The organism is Campylobacter hepaticus (genome assembly GCF_001687475.2).
Classification (GTDB): domain Bacteria; phylum Campylobacterota; class Campylobacteria; order Campylobacterales; family Campylobacteraceae; genus Campylobacter_D; species Campylobacter_D hepaticus.
In genome coordinates this window covers 731924-747919 of record NZ_CP031611.1, presented here as the reverse complement: position 1 = coordinate 747919, position 15996 = coordinate 731924, and the positions used below count along the sequence as shown (strand labels likewise).

Below are 15996 nucleotides of genomic sequence, written 5' to 3'. Positions count from 1 at the left end.
ATGAAATTTTTTAAGATTAATTCAAATACTGATTTTAATTTGCTTTGTTCTTTTATAAGTCCTCATAAAATAGGACAAAAAATCATGTCGCAAAAAGAGCAAATTCATTTTATTTTGATAAAAGATCTTAGCACTCCTGCAGTAAATATTTTAAAACAAGATGCTTTAAGAATAGGGGCTGAACTTGTTACACATAAAGAAGTTATTACAGCTAAAATCGCTCACTCTAATGCTTTATTAATGGCTACAAAAGAACAAATGCAAAAGCTTGTTGCTAAAGAAAAACTTCAAGATTTTGGACTTAAAGATTTAGCTAATTTTTTGCAAAAAGATTTTTTAAAACCTAAGAAAGTTGAACTTATGGGTGTGATTAATGTTAATGAGGATAGTTTTCATCCAAATAGTCGTGTAAATGAAAATAATTTTGAAAAAAGACTTAATGAAGTCTTGCTTTTAAATCCACAATATGTTGATATAGGAGCTGTTAGTTCAAGACCAGGAAGTAAGTATTGTGGTAAGGATGAGGAATTTAAAAGACTTAAAAATATTCTTGATTTAATTTATAAAAAAAAATATTATGAAAAAGCTATTTTTAGTCTTGATAGTTTTGATGAATATGTTTTAGAATATGCTTTAAATAGAGGTTTTAAACTCATTAATGATATTAGTAGTTTAAGGAATGAAAATTTAGCTAAGCTTGCTAGTAAATATGAAGCAAAATATTGTCTTATGCATATGCAAAATGATCCAAGTAATATGCAAGATAATCCTTATTATGAAGATTTGCTTTATCAAATGAGTGAATTTTTTAAAATTAAGCTTGAGCTTTTGGAAAAATATGGTGTAAAAGAAAGTATTTTAGATGTAGGTATAGGTTTTGGAAAAAGTGCAAAACATAATATGATTTTAATTAAACATTTAGAACATTTTTTGCAATTTAATAAACCTTTACTTATAGGGGCAAGTCGTAAAAGTGTTATTAATGCTTATTTTCAAAGTGAGGTAAAAGATCGTTTAGCAGGGACTTTGTATTTACACTTGAAAGCTTTTGAAAATGGAGCTAGTATTATAAGAGTACATGATTTATATGAACATAAGCAGCTTTTTGCTTTAGCACAGGCTATGGATAAAATAGGAGTTTAAATGACAAAAGAGCAGTATTTAGAAAAAGTAAAACTAGCAAATTTATGGATGAGGGCGTATTATGAAAAAGATGAGCCTTTAGCAAGTGATGAAGAATATGATGCTTTAATCAGAGAATTAAGAGCTTTTGAAAAGATAAATGAAAATGAGATTGCAAAAGATTCTCCAACGCAAAAAGTTGCACCTATTATACAAAGTGAATTTAAAAAACTTGCCCATTTAAAACGCATGTGGTCCATGGAAGATGTTTTTGACGAAACGGAGCTTAGAGCATGGGTAAAACGTGTAAAAAATGAGAAAAATTTTTTTATAGAGCCTAAATTTGATGGGGCAAGTTTAAATTTGCTTTATGAAAAAGGTAAATTAATAAGCGGTGCAACAAGGGGTGATGGTGAAATAGGTGAAGATATCACTCTTAATGTTTTTGAGATTGATAGTATTCCTAAAAATATCCCTTATAAAGAAAAGATAGAAATTCGTGGTGAAGTAGTTATTTTAAAAGAAGATTTTGAAAAAATCAATGCTAAAAGAGCGAGTTTAAATCAGGCTTTATTTGCTAATCCTCGCAATGCAGCAAGTGGGAGTTTAAGGCAATTAGATACAAGTGTTACAAGGGATAGAAATTTAAAATTTTATCCTTGGGGGGTAGGAGAAAATAGTTTAAATTTTAAAACTCATAGTCAAATTATGAGTTTTATAAGAGAACTTGGTTTTTTAAAAGATGAATTTATTAAAGTTTGTAAAGATGTTGACGAGGTTTTAAAAGCTTATAAAGAGCTTTTAGCTTTAAGAGAACAAAAAGCTATGATGATGGATGGAATGGTTGTAAGAATTGATGATCTTGCGCTTTGTGATGAGCTTGCTTATACGGTAAAATTTCCAAAGTTTATGGTAGCTTTTAAATTTCCTGCTCTTGAAAAAACAACGCGTTTAATAGGTGTGAATTTACAAGTAGGAAGAAGTGGAGTGATTACTCCTGTAGCTATTTTAGAAGCAGTAAATTTAGATGGAGTTATGGTAAAATCAGCAACTTTGCATAATTTTGATGAGATTGCAAGGCTTGATGTTAAAATTAATGATTTTGTTAGTGTTATAAGAAGTGGGGATGTGATACCAAAAATCACTAAGGTGTTTAAAGAACGTCGAGATGGTTTAGAAATTGATATTACTCGTCCTCAATTTTGTCCTACTTGTCATAATGAGCTTTTAGATGAAGGAACTTTGTTAAAATGTCAAAATATAGACTGCAAGGATAGGCTTGTAAATTCTATCATTCATTTTGTTTCTAAAAAGTGTTTAAATATAGAAGGTTTGGGAGAAAATATTGTTGAGCTTTTATATAAAAATAAAAAAATTACTACACTTGAGAGTATTTTTCACTTAGAATTTGCTGATTTTGAAGGTTTGGAAGGTTTTAAACAAAAAAAGATTAATAATCTTTTAAATTCTATTAAAAATGCAAAAGAATGTGAGCTTTTTCGTTTTATTAATGCTTTGGGTATTGAGCATATAGGTGAAGTTGCCGCTAAGAAATTAAGCTTGAGTTTTGGTTTGCAATGGCATAAACAAGATTTTCAAGCTTATATGAGTTTAGAAGGTTTTGGTGAGCAAATGGCTTTAAGCCTTTGTGAATTTACACGGGTAAATCGTTTAAGAATTGATGAGTTTTATAAACTTTTAAATTTGAAAGTAGAAGCTAGGCAAATTATAAATAATAGTACAATTTTTGGAAAAACCTTTGTTATTACAGGTACGCTTTCACGTCCTAGAGATGAAATAAAAGCCTTAATAGAAAGTTTTGGAGCTAAGGTAAGTTCTTCGCTTTCTAAAAAAACAGATTATGTGCTTTTTGGCCAAGAAGCAGGATCAAAATTAAGTAAAGCTCAAGATCTTGGTGTAAGGTGTATTAATGAGAACGCTTTTCATAAGCTTATTAAAAAATAGTATTTATATTTTAGTTTTTTTTAGTCTTGTTTTATTTTTATTAACTTGGCAAAAAACAGCTTTTGCACTTCTTTTTTTACTCCCTCTTTTTTTAACTCTTTTTTGGGAATTTTTTTTATTTTTAAAATTAAGAAAAAATATTATTAAAGAGGCTACCTTGATTAAAGGGAGTTTATTTTATCGTATAAGTATGGGGGATTTTTATCTTTATATTTTTAGTTTTTTTCTAGCATGCTTTGGTATGGTTTCTTTATTTTTAAATTTTTTAAGTTTAGAAAAAAATGATTTTATTTTTGCATTTATTATTTTACCTTTATTAATGTTGTTTTTTAAAAATAAGCTTCATTTGCAATTTGTAGACAATGCTTATAATGATTTTAGAATAGTTATTATTTCAAGTTTTTTCACTGCTTTTTTATATGCAGGTTTTGGATTATTATTTTCTTATGATGAAATTTTAAATTTAAACCTTTTTTCTCAAAAGATTATTGCTTATAAGAGTTCTTCTTTTTTTTATTTGGATTTTTTATCTGAAATTTTATATTTTATTTCTCATTTAAAACTTTTCTTTTTTTCTTATTTTGGGAATTTGGGTTTTAAAATTTTAAATTTTATTTTTGATTTTTTTAACTTTTTTATGTTTTGTTCCCTTTTGTCCTATATATTTAATTTTATTTTGAAAATAAAGATCAAGTATGTGATTTTATTTTTATCTTGTGTGGGGGTTGTTATGAATTATTCTTTAAAAGAAGAAAGAAATAATGTTTTAAAAAGAGAACAAGAGCAAATCTTATCATGGATGAACAATTTTGTTCTTTTTAAAGATAATAATTTTAGCGTAATTCAAAAAGAAAAAGATGAGTTTGAAAAAGACCTTAAAGAAGTGAAGAAATTGTTTAATAAAAATGCTTTTGAACTAGGTATTTGGTGGTTTTCTAAAGAAAAGCAGGATTTAGAAAAAAGAATAAATGAAAGTTTAAAATGAGATACGATTTTTTTGTTGCAAAACGTTTAAATATCAGTAGAAATAAGGCTTTAGAATTGATAGAAAATGAAGAAGTTTTGCTTAATGATAAAAGTTTTAAAGCTTCTTTTAATATAAAAAAATTTTTAGTAAAACTCAAACAGAAAAAAGATTTAAGTTTTGAAGAGATTTTTTCTTCTAAGGAATTAAATTTGGAGCTTTTAGGTAAAATTTATGTTTCAAGAGCGGCTTTAAAATTAAAAACTTTTCTTCAAAATAATAATATTTTTATTAAAGATAAAATTTGTTTAGATATAGGATCTAGTACAGGAGGCTTTGTTCAAATTTTATTAGAAAATAAGGCTTTGAAAGTTGTTGCTTTAGATATAGGGGATAAACAATTGCATGCAAGTTTAAGATCTCATGCTAGGCTTATTGTTTATGAGAACACAGATTTAAGAGAGTTTAAAAGTGAAGAACAATTTGATCTTATAACTTGTGATGTAAGTTTTATTTCCTTAAAAAGTTTGCTTTTTTATATAGATCAATTAGCTTTAAAAGAGCTTATTTTGCTTTTTAAACCTCAATTTGAAGTAGGAAAAAATGTTAAACGAGATAAAAAAGGGGTTTTAAAAGATGATAAGGCTATTTCAAAATCTAGATTAGATTTTGAAAAAGAATGTGCTAAATTGGGTTGGATTTTAAAAAATACGCAAGAATCTTGTATTAAAGGAAAGGAGGGTAATATTGAATATTTTTACTACTATGTTAAAAACTAATGTTAGTTCTTTGGCATTGGGTTGTTTTGATGGTATGCATTTAGGACATTTAAAGCTTGTAGAACATTTAGATGAAAATGGTATTTTACTAGTGATTAATAAATTTAAAGGTAAAATGCTTTGTTCTAATACACAAAAAGAAGAAATATCAAAGAAAAAAGTTATAGAATTGGATTTTGAAAGTATAAAATCTTTAGAGGGTAAAGAATTTTTAGATTTTTTAAAAAAAGAATTTATACATTTAAAATTAATAGTTGTAGGTTATGATTTTTCTTTTGGTAAAAATAGGGTTTATAAGGCTCAAGATATTGAATTATTAAGTAAAATAAAAACTTTAATAGTAGATAAATTTAGCATTGATGGTGTAGCAGTTCATACAAGCTTAATTAAAGATTTTTTAGCTAAGGCAAATTTACAAAAAGTAAAAAAATTCTTAGGAAGAAATTATAGTATTAAAGCAAGGGTAGTTAAAGGACAAGGGCTTGGTTCTAAAGAACTTTTTGCTACTATTAATTTAGAATGTAAAGATTATTTTTTACCTTCAAATGGAGTTTATGCAAGTATATTAAAGAGTAAAAACAAAATTTACAAAAGTGTAAGTTTTATAGGTATAAGATCAAGTGATGATAAATTTGCTATAGAAAGTCATATTTTAGAACATTTGAATGAAAAATTTTCTTTAGATGAGGTTTTAGAACTTGAATTTGTTGATTTTATTAGAGAAAATCAAAAATTTAAAGATTTGAAAAAACTTAAAGATCAAATTGCTAAGGATATTCATCAAGCGCATAGCTTGTTAAGGGGAAGTTAATGAAAGATGAGCTTTTTAAACAAGATTTAAAAAAACAATTTGAGTTTGATAAGAATGTGGCTAGTGTATTTGATGATATGATTAATCGATCTGTACCTTTTTATAAAGAAAATCTTGAGCTTTGTGGGAGATTACTAGCTAAAATTTTACCTTTGCAGGCAAGTGTTTGTGATTTGGGTTGTTCAAGTGCTAATTTTTTAATTTTTTTAGCTAATCTTAGAAAAGATTTAAAATTGTTTGGAGTTGATAATTCTGCTTGTATGCTTGAAATAGCAAGATCAAAAATACAAGCTTATGGATTTGATGTAAAATTTTTTGAAGCAGATTTATGTGAATTTGATTTTTATAAATGCGATGCTTTTATAGCAAATTATACTATGCAATTTATTCGTCCTCCTAAAAGACAAGAAATGATTAATAAAATTTATGAGAATTTAAATACTCAAGGTGTTTTTATTATGAGTGAAAAAATTCTTTATGAAGATGCCTTTTTATCAAAAAATATGATAGAACTTTATGCGCATTATAAAGAAAAACAAGGTTATTCTAAATTTGAGATTGCAAGCAAAAGAGAAGCTTTAGAAAATATTTTAATACCTTATACACAAAAAGAAAATATTACAATGTTACAAATAGCCGGTTTTAAAAAGATAGAAAGTATTTTTAAATGGGCTAATTTTGAGACTTTTTTGGCTTTTAAGGAATAATATTATCTTCATCATCAAATTGATCTTTTGGAAAACCTACTTTATAAGCATTAATGCAATCTTGACTAATGATGGATTTATTTTTGCATTCTAGGCTTCTTTCTCTAGCTTCTTGAGGGTGATTTTGATAATATTCTACACTTTTAGTTTGTTCACATCCTAGCAAAAGTAGGCTGATAAAAATTGAAAGAAAAATTGTTTTCATGGCAGTTTTTCTTGTACTAAATTAACCTCATTTCCAAAGGTGGAGTTTTGCATTTTAGAAGGATAAACTTCAGAAAATTCTTCTGCCATAGGTGCTACAACTATATTGTCATTATTTTCTAAATTATGATCAAAATCTTTGGTATTTTGATTTTCTAGGGTATATTCATAGTTTTTTAGATTTTGCTCAAGATCTTTGACAATTGTCTTATTTTCTTGTTTTAAAATTTGTGTTTGCTGGTTTAAAGTTTTATTATTTGATATTTTATTGTTAAATTTTGATTGAATGTTGGGGCTATATTTACTTTCTTCATGTGTTGGTTTAATGCCTATTTTTAATGCATGGATACATTCTTTGCTTAAAGTATTTCTTTCTTTGCATTTTTTTGCTTTTTCTTTTGCTTCGTTAGGATGAGTTTTGTAATAGTTTTCCATTTTGTCATCATCACAGGCTGTTATAAAAAACATTATAAATATTATAAAAAAAATCCCTAATTTTTGCATTCGTTTATCTCCTACTATTTTTTATAATCTTATCTAATTAATAATAAATTAATAATAAATTATTTTTCTTCATTGTAAGAAAATATAGGCAAAGACCATTGATATTTAATAGCTAAAAGTCTAGCTATTACTCCTATAAATAAGGTTAAAAGTGTGCAAATTAGGGTATTTAGTTCAAACCAAATAATAAATATATAATAAATTGCTCCTGCTATCATAGCAATACCTGCATAAATTTCTTTTTGAAACACTAAAGGAATTCTCATGCATAAAATATCTCTTAAAATTCCTCCAAAAACTCCAGTAATAACAGCAGCCGCAATAGCTATAATAAAACCATGGTTTTCATCTATGGCTATTTGTGCTCCAAGTATGCTAAATACCACAAGTCCAATGGCATCAAGAGTTAAAAATAAGCTTTCAAGTTGAGTGACTATGCGTGGAATTTTGGTTGCTATAAGAGCACAAACACAAATTAAGATAATATATTCAGGGTGTTTTACCCAAGTTAGTGGATAATGTCCTAAAAGCACATCTCGTATACTTCCTCCACCTATTGCTGTTACAAGTGCTATGAAAATTACCCCAAAAAGATCCATTTTATGTCGTCCTGCGGCTAAGGCTCCTGTCATACCTTCTGCTGAGATTCCTATAATATAAAGAATGGTGATGGTAAGGGCGTTTATTTCCATGTTGAGTCACCTAAAATTTATCACAATTTATTTTATATTTATTGATATCTTCGTTTTCAACTTCATGATTTGGCACTTTATAACATTCTTTAAATTTTGGGGTTTTGATGATTTTAATATAAGAAAAAGGTATAGCAATATGATTTTTAATAAATTGTGGATTTTTATCATAAAGGACTAGATTTAAAACTTCAATGCTATGAAATTTTAAAGCCAAAATTCTCTCTTTTTGTTCAATTTCATTCCAAATTTTATTATTAATTTGTTCATTTTGTGGAGTAATATTACTCATTAAAAATACTGAATTTTGAGCAGCTTTATTAAAATTAAATGAGGCATTTGGTGCGGTATGTCCTCGTGTGTAGCCGCTATTTTTATAATCACTCCATGTGGTGCGGTATTTTTTAGGTATATTTGTATCATCTTCAAAGCGTGGACGTTTTTTAATTTGTTTATTTTTAAAATTTTTAGCTTCTACTTGGTAAGCTATGGCTTTAGTGCCTTTAAGTTTATAATCGTAACAATTTAAATAAAAAAATTTATCTAAAATTTGAGAACAATTAATAGGGTTAAAATAAGAAGCAAATTCAGCACTAGGTTTATAATGTTCAAAGGCAAAACTTTTTAAATATAAAATTAATAATACAATCAATATTTTCATGTTATCTCTTTATCCTTGCTTTTACAAAGATGGTTTAAAAAACATGTTTTGCATAAAGGTTTTTTTGCTTTACAGGTATAGCGTCCAAAAAGCACCATAGCTTGATGAAGATAGTTAAGATTGTCTTTAAATATGTATGTTAAATCTTCTTCTGTAGCTTCAGGGGTTTTTGCTTTACTTAAATTTAAACGATGTGCAACGCGAAAAACATGAGTATCTACTGCCATGAAATTAGCTCCACACCATTCAATTAAAACTACGTGAGCTGTTTTTTGTCCTACTCCAGCTAAAGATTTTAAATCTTGTTCATTTAAAGGGATTTCTCCATCAAAATTCTCGCAAACTGTTTGCGCCATTTTTATAAGATTTTGGGCTTTATTATTATAAAAAGAACAAGTTTGTATGTAGGTTTTAAGACTTGATAAATTAGCTTTTGCAAGAGTTTTAATATCAGGATAAGCTTTAAAAAGATCTGGAGTGATAAGATTTACTCTTTTGTCTGTGCATTGAGCAGAAAGCATAACGCAAACTAAGAGTTCATAAAGGTTTGAAAATTTTAGTTCTGTTGTAGCTTTATTAAAATGTTGTAAAAAAAGTTCTTTAATTTTTAAATTTCTTTTCATTTTTTAATTTTAGTTAATTAGCTTTAAACCAAGTTTAGATATAATTAATTTTATATATATTTTATTATAAAGGAAACATAATGAAAAAATTTTCTTTAGTCGCAGCAGCTTTGATTGCGGGTGTAGCTTTAAATATAAATGCAGCTACAGTGGCCACTGTAAATGGTAAAAATATTAGTGATGCACAAGTAGGTGATTTTTTTGCCCCTGTTCTTAGAGGTCAAGACTTTAAAGCTTTGCCAGATGATCAAAAAAGAGCTCTGGTGCAACAATACATTATGCAAGATTTAATAACACAAGATGCTAAAAAGCAAAATTTGGAAAAAGATCCCCTTTATGCAAAAGAACTTGATCGTGCAAAAGAAGCTATACTTCTTAATGTTTATCAAGAAAAAATTTTAAATGCTATCAAAATTGATGCTGCTAAAGTAAAAGCATTTTATGAGCAAAATAAAGACAAATATGTAAAACCTGCAAGAGTGCAAGCAAAACATATTTTAGTAGCTAGTGAAAAAGAAGCTATGGATATTATTAGTCAACTTAAAGGTTTAAAAGGTAAAGAATTAGAAGCTAAATTTACTCAGCTTGCTCAAGAAAAATCTATTGATTCAGGATCAAAAAATCAAGGCGGTGAACTTGGTTGGTTTGATCAATCAACTATGGTAAAACCTTTTACAGATGCTGCTTTTGCCCTTAAAAATGGTACAATTTCTACAACTCCAATAAAAACCAACTTCGGTTATCATGTCATTTTAAAAGAAAATTCTCAAGCTAAAGCTCAAATTAAATTTGAAGAAGTTAAGCAAGGTATTGAAAATGCGCTTAAATTTGAAGAATTTAAAAAAGTGATGAATGAAAAAGGGCAAGAATTATTAAATAATGCTAAGGTGGAATACAAATAATGGGTGTATTAAGCCTTGTAAAAGTAGGGGTGGTTAGTGGAAGTGACTTAAATAAAGTTTATACTTATGCTAAGGCAGAGGGTTTTGCCATCCCTGCAGTTAATGTTGTAGGAACTGATTCGATTAATGCTGTTTTAGAGGCTGCTAAAAAGGTTAATTCTCCTGTTATTATCCAGTTTTCTAATGGTGGAGCTAAATTTTATGCAGGAAAAAATTGCCCTAATGGAGAAATTTTAGGAGCTATTAGCGGAGCTAAGCATGTGCATTTGCTAGCTAAAGCTTATGGTGTGCCTGTGATTTTACATACTGATCATGCTGCTAGGAAACTTTTACCTTGGATTGATGGACTTATTGAGGCTAATGCTGAATATAAAAAGATTTATGGGCAAGCTTTATTTAGTTCACATATGTTAGATCTTAGTGAAGAAAGTTTAGAAGAAAATCTTAGCACTTGTGAACTTTATCTTAAAAAACTTGATGCTTTGGACATAGCACTTGAAATAGAGCTTGGTTGTACGGGTGGTGAAGAAGATGGAGTAGATAATACAGGTATAGACAATTCTAAACTTTATACTCAGCCAGAAGATGTGGCTCTTGCTTATGAAAGACTTGGAAAGATAAGTGATAAATTTTCTATTGCGGCAAGTTTTGGAAATGTTCATGGGGTCTATAAACCAGGCAATGTAAGTTTGCAACCAGAAATTCTCAAAAATTCTCAAAAATTTGTTAAGGAAAAATTTGCTTTAGATGCTCACAATCCTATTAATTTTGTGTTTCATGGCGGAAGTGGTAGCGAGTTAAAAGATATTAAAGAAGCCTTAAGTTATGGTGTTGTTAAAATGAATATCGATACAGATACTCAATGGGCTTTTTGGGATGGAGTGCGTAAGTACGAGCTTAAAAATAGGGCTTATTTGCAAGGACAAATTGGAAATCCTGAGGGTGATGATAAGCCAAATAAAAAATATTATGATCCACGTATTTGGTTAAGAAGTGGAGAAGAAAGTATGATAAAGCGTTTAGAAATTGCTTTTGAAGATTTAAATTGTATAAACAAAAACTAAACTTAAAAATTTAGTTTTTGTTTTAAAATTGTTATAATAAAATTTTTATAATAAATCAGTTAAAATCTTAAAATTAAATTTTTAACGAGGTATTTGTTTTATGGAGATTAAATCAGATGCAATTTCAGAGCTTGTTTTGCCTGAAGGTAGAGAGGTAAAAAGTTCTTTACTTTATTTAAAAATTATTTTTATTCCCGCTTTTTTGTATGCTTTAATTTTATTAGCTTATTTTAATATCATCAATTTTAAAGTTGAATTTTATACCCTTGTAATGACTGGTGTGATTTTTTTTGTAGCATTGATTTTTGCTAGACATAGTGCTGAGTATGCTTATGGTATTTTAGAACAGCAAAAAGATGAATTTAAGCAAACATTAAAAAGATATATTATGAAACACTTTTTAGCTATTGGAAAAGATACAAAATCAAATGCTAATTTTGATGATTTTGCTCGTGCTTATATTCAAGATGCAAGAAATGAAAATTTTGCTAATATAGGTTTTGCTATATTTCCTATGATGGGAATTTTAGGTACTTTTATAAGTATAGCTTTATCTATGCCTAATTTTAGTTCTAGTGATACAGAGGCTTTAGAACAAGAAATTGCTGATTTATTAAGCGGGGTAGGTACGGCTTTTTATGTTTCAATTTATGGAATTTCTTTGGCGCTTTGGTGGATATTTTTTGAAAAATTTGGTAAGAGTAAAATAGAGCGTTTATTAAATCGTCAAAAAAACTCAACTAGTAGTTTTTTTTGGACTAAAGAAGAATTAGAACAAAGATATTTAAGTGAAAGTTTGCAACATTTTGAAAAGATTAGTACTATTTTTAAACAAGTCAGTAATGAGGATTTTTTTGCTGAACTTGATCATGCTATTGATAGGAAATTTGGTATTTTTCAAGATATGTTAAATGTAGAAGAAAAAGCTATAAGATTAAGTAGCGAACACATTAAACAGGCTATGGGTGAATTAGGTAGGGCTCAAAGAGATCAAAGGGATCTTGGAAAACTTTATAGTGAGATGTTAAATGGTGTTGCCTTGTTAAATCAAAATTTAAAAGAAATTAATACAAGAATGTCAGAACAATATAATCGTTTATTAGATATTAGTACAGATAAAATTCATCATTTTGATAAAACTTTGAGTGCATTTGATGAAAGAGTAGAGCGTTTTGGAAAAAATTTTGAACTTTATGAAAGAGCTATGTTAGAAACTCAAGAGAAGGTTTTTGAAGGGTTTAAAAGTAGTTTATTTGAGGGTATGCATAAATTTAAAGAAATATATGAAGAAGAAAAAAGTATTGATGCTAAGATTAAGATGATGGATGAGCTTAAAAAGGAAATAAAAGCACTTGATGAAGAAACTAATAAAATAATGGATAAATTTGATAAAAAAGAGTGTAATCAAGAAGAACAATTAAATGATACCATGCAAGAATTAGAACAAGAGTGTAAAGAAGACAAATGAAAAATGAGTCACAAGAGGATAGTAATTTCTGGATAGCTTATGCAGATTTAATGGCAGGTTTGTTATTTGTTTTTATTTTATTAATAGGAGTTATTGTTGTTAAATATGTTTTAACTCAAAGCGATTTAAGAGAGATTAAAGAAAATTTAAATAAGCAAGAAGTTAGATTAGAAGAAAGCAAAGAAGAATTAAGAAACAAAGAAGCCATAGTGTTTAATTTGAGTTTTGATTTAAATAATGCTTTTCATGCTTTAAGTCTTGCTAATTCTCAAAAAGCAGAATTAGAAGCTAATATTACAAATTATAAACAACTTAGTAAAGATTTAAATTCAACTCTTGATGATAAAGATAAACAAATCCTTATTTTAATCGCACAATTAGAAAAAAAAGATGAAGAATTTAAAAATTTACAAGAAGATTTTAAAAAAGCTAAGATGAAGGTGCAAAGTCTTGGTTTTATCCGTGAAAATTTAAGTAAGCAATTGCAAAACAAACTTGATGATAATATTACTGTGGATGAAAAAACAGGTTCGATTTCTTTGCCTGCTGCAGTTCTTTTTGATAAAGATTCTTATGTTTTAAAAAATGAAGCTAAAGCAAGTTTGAGAAAAATTTTAAGTGAGTATTTTAACGCTATTTTTGAAGATCCAAAAATTCTTGCTAATATTGAAAATATTATTATTGAAGGTCATACTGATAGCGATGGATCTTATATTTATAATCTAGATTTATCACAAAAAAGAGCTTACGAGGTGATGAATTTTATTTATACTTTTTATAAAAATGAAAAACTTCAAAAACTTTTAATGGCTAGTGGACGTTCTTTTTCAGATCCTGTCTTTGTTAATGGGATAGAAGATAAAAATAAAAGTCGTCGTATAGAAATAAAATTTAGTATTAAAAATGATAATGCTTTAAAAGAAGTAGAAAAATTTTTTGAATTCCATTAAAATGATAAGTCCTATACAAAAAGTTAATTTTAAAGGATTTGAATTTTATGTAAAGCGAGATGATTTATTAGGAGAGCTTAATGGGAATAAAGCTAGAAAACTTGCTTTTTATCTTCATCAAAAATATCCTAAAAATCAGCGTTTTATTAGCTATGGTGGAACTCAAAGTAATGCTTTGGGAGCTTTAAGTATTTTTGCTAAGCAAAGATCTTATAAATTCCTTTTTGTTTGTGAAAAAATTTCTCATTTTCTTAAATCTCATCCTTGTGGGAATTATGCTTTGGCTTTGGAAAATAATGTAGAATTTATAGAAAATACTAGTTTTTTGCCTTTAAAAGAATTTGCCTTGTCTTTATGTGAAAAAAATGATATTTTTATAGAACAAGGTATAGCTAATTTTAGGGCTGAACAAGGTTATATAGAGCTTGCTAAAGAAATTCAAATCCAAAGTGAAAATTTAAATTTGCAATTTGATATTTTTTTGCCTTCAGGTACAGGTACTTCTGCAGCTTTTTTAGCAAGAAATTCTCAATTTAAAGTATTTACTTGTGCTTGTGTGGGTGATATTAAGTATTTAAAACAGCAAATTTTAACATTAATGCAAAATTACGATTTTTCAAATTTGGAATTTTTACAAAGTGTTAAAAAATATCATTTTGCTAAACCTTATAAAGAATTTTATCAACTTTATATAGATTTAAAATATGAATTAGGTATTGAATTTGATTTGCTTTATGATATTTTAGCTTTAAATATAGTTTTGAAAAAAGAATGGAAAAATCCTTTACTTTATATACATCAAGGTGGACTTTTGGGTAATTTGAGTATGCTGCAAAGATATCGTTTTAAAAAATTAATCTGATAATATTATAATTGTTCTAATTTTTGCAATAAATCATTGGTATTAATAAAACCTGTAATTTTTAATTTTTCTTCTTGATTTTTAAAGAAAATTAAAACAGGAGGACCAAAAACTTGAAATTCTTTCATGATTTTGATTTGTTCACTATTATTTTCACTTACATCTATTTTGATAAGTTTATAATTTTGCATTTTTTTTATGATTCTTTCGTCGCTAAAAGTTAATTCATCTAAAAGTTTACAATTTTCGCACCAAGAAGCTGTAAAATCAAGCATTAAAGGTTTGGTATTTGTTTGTATTTCTTCTTTTAATTGTTCAAGGGTGTTAATATAGGTGTAATTTAAGATTGATTTGCTTTGAGGATTGAAATTAATATTGAAAGGATTTAATATATTTTTTGATCCAAAAATTTCCCCTAAAAATAAACTTAAAGAATACGTTAAAACAAGGATTAAAATACTCTTTTTTATTTTAGATATTGTAGTATAGCTTTTTTCAAATATTCCCATAAACACGCTAAAAAATACTCCAAGTATTCCATAGGCTATTAAGATATAATCAATTTTAATAATTCTAGAAAGTATCCAAATTGCCATAGCTAGCATAATAAAACCAAAGAAAATTTTAACTTTTTGCATCCAATAATCAGGTTTTAAAAATCCTAATCCCAATCCTATAAAAAGTAAAGGTATGCCCATACCAAAACTCATGATAAACAGTGCGCTAGCTCCTAATAATGCATTACCTGTATTAGCAATGTAAATTAAAGCTCCTGCTAAAGGAGCAGCCACGCAAGGTCCTACTATTAAAGCAGATAAAAATCCCATAGTAGCTATACCTAAAATACCTTTACCTTTTTCACTTTTTTTATGAATAAAATTTTGAAATTTTAAAGGCAATTCAAAACGAAAGACTCCAAACATAGCAAAAGCAAATATTATAAAAATTAAGGCAAAAAGAATTAAAATGATAGGTTTTTGTAAAATTCCTTGAAGACTTGCTCCTAGAATGCTTGCTATAACTCCAGCAAGAGCATAGGCCAAAGACATAAAAAACACATAAATAAAGGAGAGAAAAAAACTGTGTTTTTTAGATGTATTAGATCCAATTTTAGTTACTATAAGAGAAGATAAAATAGGGATCATAGGCAAGATACAAGGGGTAAGAGAAAGTAATAAACCATAGCCAAAAAAGCTAAGTAAAATCCAAAAAAGATTATCTGTAGCTAAAAAATGGGCTATAGCATTTTCTTCAGAATCGATTTTGATTTCTTGTTTAGTTGTTTGCATTTTATAGGGTTTGGAGATTTTAAAGGTATTGTTATTGTATTCAAGATCAAAATACCAAGTTTGAGGATTATAGCACAAACCTTGTTTAGAGCAGCCTTGAAATTCAAGTTTGATTAAATTAATTTCATTTTTTACAAAGCGCTCTAAAAGTAAATTGGGTAAAGCTAAATTGATATTTTGATCATAAATATTTTCATTGTCTTTTTTGATGCTTTGGGGTAAATTGATTAAAGAGCTTATATCTTTTTCATTGATATAAAGTTTAAGTTTATTAGAGTAAAGATAAATATCTTTTCCTAAATTAATATCAATAGAAATAGAGCTATTGTAAGAATTTGATTTTATATTAAAGGCCTCATTTAAAGATAATATAGAAGCAAAACATAAAGAAAGACTTAATAAAAAAATACTAATAAAACGCATGATTTT

General features: G+C 27.3%; 17 protein-coding genes. 11 read left to right on the top strand and 6 right to left on the bottom strand.

Going from position 1 to position 15996, the window contains the following annotated elements:
• The 6 genes from folP to cmoA are packed head-to-tail and all read left to right on the top strand — an operon-like array spanning position 1 to position 6348.
• Positions 1–1143 carry a dihydropteroate synthase gene (gene folP / locus A2J15_RS03695; protein ID WP_066776511.1) on the top strand — a complete coding sequence of 381 codons (1143 nt, stop codon included), beginning with the start codon at positions 1–3 and terminating at the stop codon, positions 1141–1143.
• The gene (gene ligA / locus A2J15_RS03690) at positions 1144–3087 is read left to right on the top strand and encodes an NAD-dependent DNA ligase LigA (RefSeq protein WP_066776514.1); all 1944 of its coding nucleotides are present in this window, start codon (positions 1144–1146) and stop codon (positions 3085–3087) included.
• A complete protein-coding gene (locus A2J15_RS03685) occupies positions 3068–4072 on the top strand; it encodes a hypothetical protein (protein ID WP_116980518.1) in 1005 nt (334 codons plus the stop codon). Before ligA ends, A2J15_RS03685 begins: the two co-directional genes overlap by 20 nt.
• Positions 4069–4830, top strand: coding sequence for a 23S rRNA (cytidine-2'-O)-methyltransferase TlyA (tlyA, locus tag A2J15_RS03680; protein ID WP_066776519.1), 762 nt, complete (start codon positions 4069–4071; stop codon positions 4828–4830). Before A2J15_RS03685 ends, tlyA begins: the two co-directional genes overlap by 4 nt.
• Positions 4796–5641, top strand: coding sequence for a bifunctional riboflavin kinase/FAD synthetase (locus A2J15_RS03675; protein WP_083074264.1), 846 nt, complete (start codon positions 4796–4798; stop codon positions 5639–5641). Before tlyA ends, A2J15_RS03675 begins: the two co-directional genes overlap by 35 nt.
• Complete coding sequence (gene cmoA, locus A2J15_RS03670; RefSeq protein WP_066776522.1) at positions 5641–6348, top strand: carboxy-S-adenosyl-L-methionine synthase CmoA; 708 nt, start codon at positions 5641–5643, stop codon at positions 6346–6348. Before A2J15_RS03675 ends, cmoA begins: the two co-directional genes overlap by 1 nt.
• On the opposite strand, the gene A2J15_RS03665 is transcribed toward cmoA, so the two are convergent.
• Genes A2J15_RS03665 through nth form a run of 5 tightly spaced genes read right to left on the bottom strand, consistent with a single transcriptional unit; the run spans position 6338 to position 9032 of the window.
• Entirely contained in the window at positions 6338–6553 is a 216-nt protein-coding gene (locus tag A2J15_RS03665) for an EexN family lipoprotein (protein ID WP_066776525.1), read from the bottom strand. The genes cmoA and A2J15_RS03665 overlap by 11 nt on opposite strands.
• Positions 6550–7056, bottom strand: coding sequence for an EexN family lipoprotein (locus tag A2J15_RS03660; protein WP_066776528.1), 507 nt, complete (start codon positions 7054–7056; stop codon positions 6550–6552). The genes A2J15_RS03665 and A2J15_RS03660 overlap by 4 nt, the downstream gene beginning before the upstream one ends.
• Positions 7057–7115: 59 nt before the next feature.
• Entirely contained in the window at positions 7116–7748 is a 633-nt protein-coding gene (locus A2J15_RS03655) for a trimeric intracellular cation channel family protein (protein WP_066776530.1), read from the bottom strand.
• Between the two features lie 10 nt (positions 7749–7758).
• Positions 7759–8409, bottom strand: a complete 651-nt coding sequence (locus A2J15_RS03650; RefSeq protein ID WP_066776533.1) for a DNA/RNA non-specific endonuclease — start codon at positions 8407–8409, stop codon at positions 7759–7761.
• Positions 8406–9032, bottom strand: coding sequence for an endonuclease III (gene nth, locus A2J15_RS03645; protein ID WP_066776535.1), 627 nt, complete (start codon positions 9030–9032; stop codon positions 8406–8408). Before nth ends, A2J15_RS03650 begins: the two co-directional genes overlap by 4 nt.
• An 80-nt stretch (positions 9033–9112) precedes the next feature.
• On the opposite strand from nth, the gene A2J15_RS03640 reads away from it, so the two are divergent.
• The 5 genes from A2J15_RS03640 to A2J15_RS03620 all read left to right on the top strand — a co-directional run bounded on the left by A2J15_RS03640 (position 9113) and on the right by A2J15_RS03620 (position 14278).
• Positions 9113–9934, top strand: a complete 822-nt coding sequence (locus A2J15_RS03640) for a peptidylprolyl isomerase (RefSeq protein ID WP_066776537.1) — start codon at positions 9113–9115, stop codon at positions 9932–9934.
• Positions 9934–10998: a class II fructose-bisphosphate aldolase gene (gene fbaA, locus A2J15_RS03635; protein WP_066776539.1), complete on the top strand. Its 1065-nt coding sequence runs from the start codon at positions 9934–9936 to the stop codon at positions 10996–10998. Before A2J15_RS03640 ends, fbaA begins: the two co-directional genes overlap by 1 nt.
• A 100-nt stretch (positions 10999–11098) precedes the next feature.
• Entirely contained in the window at positions 11099–12466 is a 1368-nt protein-coding gene (locus tag A2J15_RS03630) for a MotA/TolQ/ExbB proton channel family protein (protein ID WP_066776542.1), read from the top strand.
• Complete coding sequence (locus tag A2J15_RS03625; protein ID WP_066776546.1) at positions 12463–13416, top strand: OmpA family protein; 954 nt, start codon at positions 12463–12465, stop codon at positions 13414–13416. Before A2J15_RS03630 ends, A2J15_RS03625 begins: the two co-directional genes overlap by 4 nt.
• Complete coding sequence (locus tag A2J15_RS03620; protein ID WP_083074266.1) at positions 13403–14278, top strand: 1-aminocyclopropane-1-carboxylate deaminase/D-cysteine desulfhydrase; 876 nt, start codon at positions 13403–13405, stop codon at positions 14276–14278. Before A2J15_RS03625 ends, A2J15_RS03620 begins: the two co-directional genes overlap by 14 nt.
• A gap of 5 nt (positions 14279–14283) precedes the next feature.
• Here the strand turns inward: A2J15_RS03620 and dsbD are convergent, their stop codons facing one another.
• Positions 14284–15990, bottom strand: a complete 1707-nt coding sequence (gene dsbD, locus A2J15_RS03615; RefSeq protein ID WP_066776558.1) for a protein-disulfide reductase DsbD — start codon at positions 15988–15990, stop codon at positions 14284–14286.
• Between the last annotated feature and the right edge of the window lie 6 nt (positions 15991–15996).

Coding starts and splice junctions, on each gene's coding strand:
- A2J15_RS03650 (WP_066776533.1), bottom strand. CDS start 8,409: ATGAAAATATTGATTGTATTATTAATTTTATATTTAAAAAGTTTTGCC.
- nth (WP_066776535.1), bottom strand. CDS start 9,032: ATGAAAAGAAATTTAAAAATTAAAGAACTTTTTTTACAACATTTTAAT.
- A2J15_RS03640 (WP_066776537.1), top strand. CDS start 9,113: ATGAAAAAATTTTCTTTAGTCGCAGCAGCTTTGATTGCGGGTGTAGCT.
- fbaA (WP_066776539.1), top strand. CDS start 9,934: ATGGGTGTATTAAGCCTTGTAAAAGTAGGGGTGGTTAGTGGAAGTGAC.
- A2J15_RS03630 (WP_066776542.1), top strand. CDS start 11,099: ATGGAGATTAAATCAGATGCAATTTCAGAGCTTGTTTTGCCTGAAGGT.
- tlyA (WP_066776519.1), top strand. CDS start 4,069: ATGAGATACGATTTTTTTGTTGCAAAACGTTTAAATATCAGTAGAAAT.
- A2J15_RS03655 (WP_066776530.1), bottom strand. CDS start 7,748: ATGGAAATAAACGCCCTTACCATCACCATTCTTTATATTATAGGAATC.
- ligA (WP_066776514.1), top strand. CDS start 1,144: ATGACAAAAGAGCAGTATTTAGAAAAAGTAAAACTAGCAAATTTATGG.
- dsbD (WP_066776558.1), bottom strand. CDS start 15,990: ATGCGTTTTATTAGTATTTTTTTATTAAGTCTTTCTTTATGTTTTGCT.
- A2J15_RS03660 (WP_066776528.1), bottom strand. CDS start 7,056: ATGCAAAAATTAGGGATTTTTTTTATAATATTTATAATGTTTTTTATA.
- A2J15_RS03625 (WP_066776546.1), top strand. CDS start 12,463: ATGAAAAATGAGTCACAAGAGGATAGTAATTTCTGGATAGCTTATGCA.
- A2J15_RS03665 (WP_066776525.1), bottom strand. CDS start 6,553: ATGAAAACAATTTTTCTTTCAATTTTTATCAGCCTACTTTTGCTAGGA.
- cmoA (WP_066776522.1), top strand. CDS start 5,641: ATGAAAGATGAGCTTTTTAAACAAGATTTAAAAAAACAATTTGAGTTT.
- folP (WP_066776511.1), top strand. CDS start 1: ATGAAATTTTTTAAGATTAATTCAAATACTGATTTTAATTTGCTTTGT.